Annotated in this window: 3 protein-coding genes; all 3 read left to right on the plus strand. The window is 75.1% G+C overall.

Features of this window, described 5'->3' with window-relative positions; translation table 11 throughout:
- Nucleotides 1-201: 201 nt before the first annotated feature.
- Complete coding sequence (locus tag ACOV8S_RS10305; protein ID WP_448317486.1) at nucleotides 202-1,278, plus strand: saccharopine dehydrogenase; 1,077 nt, start codon at nucleotides 202-204, stop codon at nucleotides 1,276-1,278.
- On the plus strand, nucleotides 1,268-2,500 hold the full coding sequence (locus ACOV8S_RS10310; RefSeq protein WP_448317487.1) for a saccharopine dehydrogenase C-terminal domain-containing protein: 1,233 nt from the start codon (nucleotides 1,268-1,270) through the stop codon (nucleotides 2,498-2,500). The genes ACOV8S_RS10305 and ACOV8S_RS10310 overlap by 11 nt, the downstream gene beginning before the upstream one ends.
- On the plus strand, nucleotides 2,497-5,050 hold a 2,554-nt coding region (locus ACOV8S_RS10315; RefSeq protein ID WP_448317488.1), incomplete at its 3' end, for an MFS transporter. The genes ACOV8S_RS10310 and ACOV8S_RS10315, both read left to right, overlap by 4 nt.

The following is a 5,050-nucleotide window of genomic DNA, read 5'->3' on the forward strand; positions in this document are numbered from 1 at the left end:
CACGCTCGCCGTCACCGTCGCCCGGGCCGTCGTCCAGGAACTCCTGGCGGCCGGCTTCGACCCGGCCACGCTGCCCGCCGCACCCGCCTACCGCCCGCTGGCCAACGCCCGCATCCCCGTCCTGTGACCACCGACCGGTCCTCCGACCGTCCCTGCGCACGACCCTCGCACGCCACCGCCGAGAGAGAAGGTTCCGCGACCATGCCGGAGACCCCGCACCTGTGGATGCGGCACGAGACCCGCGCCAGTGAGCGACGCGCCCCGCTCGTCCCCGAGGACGCCGGACGACTGGTCCGCCAGGGCGTCGTGATCACCGTCGAGGAGTCCGGCCGGCGCGTCTTCCCCCTGGAGGAGTACGCCGCCGCCGGCTGCCGCACCGCCCCCGCCGGAAGCTGGACCGACGCCCCGCGCGACGCCTACGTCCTGGGCCTCAAGGAACTCCCCGCCGGCCCGGCCCGCCTGGAGCACCGTCACATCTTCTTCGGTCACGCCTACAAGGGGCAGGAGGGCGCGGGCGAACTGCTGGGGCGGTTCGCCGCCGGCGGGGGCGCGCTGCTCGACCTGGAGTACCTGGTGGACGAGGACGGCCGCCGACTCGCGGCCTTCGGCTACTGGGCCGGCTACGTCGGCGCGGCACTCGCCCTGCTGTACCGCCGGGGCATGCTCAAGCCGCCGCTGCGACCGCTCGCCAAGGAGGAGCTGGACGCCCTGCTGCGCGAGGGCGCGGACCAGGACTGCCGCGCCCTGGTGATCGGGGCGCTCGGCCGCTGCGGCCGGGGAGCCTGCGACGCGCTGGCCGCCGGCGGGGTGGACGCCACCCGGTGGGACGTCGAGGAGACCCGCGACCTGGACCGCCGGGCGCTGCTCGCCCACGACCTCCTGGTGAACACCGTGCTGACCACCCGGCCGGTGCCCCCCTTCCTGCGCCGCGAGGACCTGGACGCACCGGGACGCCGGCTCTCCCTGGTCTCCGACGTCACCTGCGACGTGACCTCCGAGTGCAACGTCCTGCCGGTGTACGACCAGGTCACCGACTGGGACAGCCCGGTGCGCCCGCTGGCCTGCGACGGCCCGCCCGCCGAGATCGTCGCCATCGACAACCTGCCGTCGCTTCTGCCCGCCGAGAGCAGCCGCGCCTTCTCGGCGGAGCTGGCCCCGCAGCTCGCCCTGCTCGGCGGGAGCGGCCCGGCGTGGCGGCGCGCGCTGCGCTCGTTCGAGACCGCCGTCGCCACCACCGTCGCCGACGACCACCACGAGAGGGAGAGTCATGTCCGCTGACCGCACCCCGCAGACGGGTCCCGCGAGGGAGCCCGGGCAGGAGGCGGCGCCCGCGAGCGGCGTCGTGCACTGGATCGGCACCGGGCTGTCCACCGGGGCGTCCGGACTGCGGCTGGTCTGCGACCGGGCCGCCCGGGTGGTCCTGTGGGACAGGACCGCCGAACGGGCCGCTGCCCGCCTCGACGCCCTGGGCCTCGCCGGCCGCGCGGAGACCCGCGCCCTCACCGACCAGGCGCTCGCCGCCGCGCTGGGCGCGGGCGACGTCGTCGTGTCGATGCTGCCCGCGGGCGAGCACCCGCGGCTGCTGCGGACCGCCCTGGCGGCGCGCGCCCACTTCGCCTGCACCAGCTACCTGTCGGAGGAACTCGCCGGCCTGGCCGCCGAGGCGCGCGCCCAGGGCCTGGCGGTGCTCGCCGAGGCGGGGATCGACCCGGGGGTGGACCACCTGATGGCCCACCGGCTGGTGGAGCTCGCCCGCGAGGCGGTCGGCGACACCGCGGAGACGGCCGACCTCGTCTCCTACTGCGGCGGGGTCCCCGCCGTCCCCAACGACTTCCGCTACCGCTTCAGCTGGGCGCCGTACGGGGTGCTCGCGGCACTGGGCACGCCCGCCCGCCACGTGCACGGCGGCGAGGTCCGCACCGTCCAGCGCCCCTGGGAGGCCACCCGCGTCCACCGGCTGGGCGGCGAGGAGTTCGAGGTCTACCCCAACCGCGACAGCGTGCCCTTCGTCGGCCAGTACGGGATACCCGAGGGCTGGCGGCTGCGCACCTTCGTCCGCGGCACCCTGCGCAACGCCGGCTGGCACGACGCCTGGCAGGACGTGTTCGCCACCGTGCGCGGCGGCGACCAGCGGCGCCTGCGGGACCTGGCCGCCGAACTGGCCGCCCGTCACCCCACCACCGCGACCGACCGCGACCGGGTGGTGCTCTCCGTCGCGCTGGACGTCCGGACCGCCTCCGGCGCCCGCTGGCAGGGCTCCTACCTGCTGGACGTCACCGGCGAGGCCGACGAGAGCGCGATGGCCCGGTGCGTCTCGCTGCCCCTGGCCTTCGGGGTGACCCGGCTGCTGGACGGGGCGCTGCGGGCCGGGGCCAACCGGCCCGCCCCGCCCGAGGACGCCGCCTCCTGGCTGGACTCCCTGGCGGCGGCAGGGCTGCCCGCCGTGTTCCACGAGACCGCTCCCGAGCTCGCCGACGACAGGGAAGGAACCCTGGCATGAACCGCACCGACCGACCCGAGGCGTTCGTCCTCACCGGGGCCTTCTGGGTCGTCTGCCGCAACACCCGCTACCTGCGGGAGCTCGCCGACCGCGGACTCAAGGTCCTGCTGATCACCCCCGAGAGCTACCGCGAGCACGCCGGCCGCTGCATGGCCGACCCCGGCCACCCCGCGTCCCTCGTCGACGAGATCGCCTTCGTCGACGGATCCCTGGACCACGAGGGCTCGTTCACCGCGGGCTTCGTGGCGCGGGCCCGCGACTGGAGCCACCGGTACACGATCGTCGGCGCCTACGCCGTGGGCGAGACCCTGGTGGAGCCCACCGGACTGCTCGGCGACGTCCTCGGCCTGCGCGGCCCGGGCCTGCGGGCCACCAAGGTCTGCCGCAGCAAGTACCTGCAGCGCTGGTACCTGGAGGAGTTCTCCCCCGCCTCCACGGTGGTGCCGCCGGGGGAGAGGGCCGCGCTGGACGCGGACGCCCTGGAGTACCCCGTGGTGGCCAAACCGGCGACCCGCCACTCGAGTTCGGGCGTGGTGACCGTCGCCGACGCCGCCGCGCTGCGCGAGGTGGTCGCCGCCTACCCCGGCCACGAGACGGTCCTGGTCGAGCAGAAGGCCCTGGGCCAGGAGTACTCGGTGGAGAGCCTGGTCCAGGACGGCAAGGTGATCTTCGCGGCGGTCACCCGGAAGGAGACCACCGAGTCGGCCGCCCGGACCTTCGTGGAACTCTCCCACTCCGTGCCCGGGGTGCGCCCCGGACAGGACCAGGAACTGCTGGACGCCAACCGGGCGATGCTGGAGGCCCTGGACTTCCGCGACGGCATCGCGCACGCCGAGTGGCGGCTGGCGCCGGGCGGCCGGCCCCACCTCATGGAGGTCGCCGCGCGCACCCCCGGCGACGGCCTGCTGGCCCTGTACCAACTGGCCACCGGCGCCCCGCTGGAGCCGGAGATCGTCCGGATCGCGCTGGGGGAGACGGCCTCGTACCCGCAGCCGCGCCGCTGGGCCCGCCAGATCTACCTGGAGCACGAGGAGGGCGTCCTCGAGGACGTCCTGGTCGACTGGCCCGGGGTGAGCGCCGCATGGGTCGGTGACGGCGGCATGTGGCCCGAGACGGAGGCCGGCCCGGTCGACGCGCCGCCCACCCTGCGCGCGGTCCTGGTCCTCAAGGACCGGGGCGCCCGCCTCGGTCCGCTGGAGAGCTCCGACGACCGCGCGGTCACCTTCCTGATCGACGCGCCCACCCCCGAGCAGCTCGACGCACTGGAGGACCAGGTGCGGGCCGCGGTGCGCCTGACGATACGCGAGGAGGCCACCGTGGCGTCTGACCAGCAGCTGAGCGAACCCGGCGGCCCCGCGAAGGCCCCGGCCACCGTCTGGGGCACCCTGCGGGAGGCTCCGCTCGCGGTGAAGACCGTGCTGGCCGGCGTCCTGGTCAACCGGCTCAGCGGGTTCCTCAACATCTTCCTCGTCCTGTTCCTGACCGCGGAGGGCCACTCGCCCGGCGACGCGGTGACGGCGCTCGGCTTCTACGGCGCGGGAGCCGTCCTGGGATCGCTCGTCGGCGGCACGGCGGTCGACCGGCTGGGGGTGCGCGCGGCGACCGTGGTGTCCATGGCCGGCACCGCCGTCCTGACGGCCTCCCTGCTCTACCTGCCCGGCCTGCCCCTGCTGCTCACGGCGGTCGCCCTGGCCGGCCTGTCCGCCCAGCTCTTCCGGCCCGCCTCGGCGACCCTGCTCTCCGAGCTGACGCCGCCCGACCGCCACGTGATGATCTTCGCGATGTACCGGTTCGGGCTGAACGTCGGCGCGACCGCCGCGCCGCTGGTCGGCTACGGCCTCTACCACGCCGGCGGACAGGGGTACGTCCTGCTCTTCTGGGGCGAGGCGCTGCTCGCGCTGCTCTACGCCGTCGCCGCGCGGGCCACCCTGCCGGCCCGGGCGGGTCGGACCGGGCGGACACCGGGCGAGGGCGAGGGGTCCGGGCGCGGCAGCTACGCGGCCGTCCTGCGGGACCGGCGGTTCGCGCTCTACCTGGTCGCCGCCTTCTGCCACGCGGCCGTCTACGTCCAGTACACCTCGACCCTGCCGCTCTACATGCAGGACGTGGGCATGGCGATGTTCTGGTACACCTTCGCCGTCGCCCTGAACGGCTTCGTGGTCGTCGCCTTCGAGCTCCTGGTCACCAAGTACGCGCAGACCTGGCCGCTGAAGGTCACCATCGGCCTGGGCTTCGCGGTGGTCGGCGCGGGGGTCGCGCTGTACGGGCTGCCGATCGGGCCGGCCGCCGTGGTCATCGGCACGCTGGTCTGGTCGCTCGGCGAGATCATCGGCGGCCCCTCGGTGTTCGCCTACCCCTCGGGCGCCGGACCCCTGCACCTGAGGTCGCGCTACATCGGCGGCTTCCACTTCATGTTCGGCCTGGGCACCGCGCTCGGCCCGGTCATCGGCGGCTGGCTGCTGCTGAGGCTGGACGGCGGGCTCCTGTGGCCGGTCGTCGCCCTGGGATCGGTGGCCGCCACCGTCTGCGGACTGGCCGCCGTCCAGCCTC

This window comes from Streptomyces sp. CO7, assembly GCF_053474865.1.

Excerpts from the sequence above, each read along its gene's own strand:
- ACOV8S_RS10310 (WP_448317487.1), top strand. The coding sequence starts at position 1,268 with ATGTCCGCTGACCGCACCCCGCAGACGGGTCCCGCGAGGGAGCCCGGG.
- ACOV8S_RS10305 (WP_448317486.1), top strand. The coding sequence starts at position 202 with ATGCCGGAGACCCCGCACCTGTGGATGCGGCACGAGACCCGCGCCAGT.